The organism is Streptosporangium sp. NPDC049644 (assembly GCF_040675205.1).
GTDB lineage: Bacteria > Actinomycetota > Actinomycetes > Streptosporangiales > Streptosporangiaceae > Streptosporangium > Streptosporangium fukuiense.
Genome location: NZ_JBFAOJ010000277.1, coordinates 1 through 1,137 on the forward strand (window position 1 = coordinate 1; position 1,137 = coordinate 1,137).

Annotated in this window: 1 protein-coding gene; it reads right to left on the bottom strand. The window is 44.2% G+C overall.

Annotated elements, in window-relative coordinates; all coding sequences use genetic code 11:
• Positions 1-1,137 (bottom strand): hypothetical protein (locus tag AB0J58_RS45105; RefSeq protein WP_364228027.1); only part of this gene is annotated, 1,137 nt, incomplete at both ends.

Sequence of the window (1,137 nt, forward strand, 5' to 3'; positions counted from 1 at the left end):
CATAAGGTCTGCCAAATAGTCTTCCAGCTCCTCCGCATCAACGACAGTGAAATCATAAGTTTGATACTTGGCTTTTAAAAGATCGGCTAAGTTCTGGTAGTTTTCCGCATGTCCATTATGGATGTCTTCCGCAATATATTGAACTTTGGCACCTTTCAGAGTAACCCCATCAACAGTCTCTGTGATGTAGTTCCATATGTGTGTGGCGTCTACATGCCCGAGCATCCATTGTAAAGTTTCCAGCCCTCCGAAACTGCTGGAGTGAAAAAATAGCAATGCGAAGAAACGACGGAGTTGATGCTGTCGAATATAATAGCGTTGGCCTTGCTCATTATTCAAGGTTTCAAAGTAGTCGCAAAACAGATCGAGGTTTTGATTGTAGGTATAAGTCGATAATTGAGATAAGGTGACATCACCATGGATCGAGGGGCTGCAAAATAGTTCTTGCATTTCTTGGATGAACCCAAGGCGCTTGAGTATCTTTTGCATCCTGATCAAGTTCTTGATCATGTTTACCGCGATGGGTTCTATTGGACGTGCTTCTGTTTGACGTGTCCCAAAGAGCCGATAAGTGCTTTTCCTGTTTTGAAAGATAAGCCATTGAAAGCTGGTATCCAGGCAGTTAGACGCATGCAGGTCTCGGAGCTCTCCAACGCGGCGCCCCATAAGTGCGCCAACGACCAATTGAACACAGCCAGTGTATATTTTGACAAGCTCAATCAATCCCCGGTTACAACGCAAGCGCCTAAAGTATTCTGTATTTTCACCTCGGGTATTTTGTGTATAGAGAGTATCCACACTCCTGCGCGAAAGCCCAAGGTTCTCAACTCCGAGAAGCTTAAGTTCTTCAGGCATTATTTTTCTGAAAACTGGGTCTGTTAGTTTGCTAAGGCTGATTCCCTGTTTTCGGCAGTAGATAGCGACTCGACACCATCCATCAATAACATTGCGCCCATGCTTTAAATGGAATTCTATAGCGTCTTTTACCGCGCTAAATACAACGGAAGCAGGTAGAGTTCTGTGCCGCCCTAATTCCTGGAATTTTATTGATAGATTTTTTATATGAATCAGGTCAGTCTCTGAAGGTGCAGGCAGGCCGATCTCATGAAGGATGCCCAATCCGTAAATAGCCTTTTT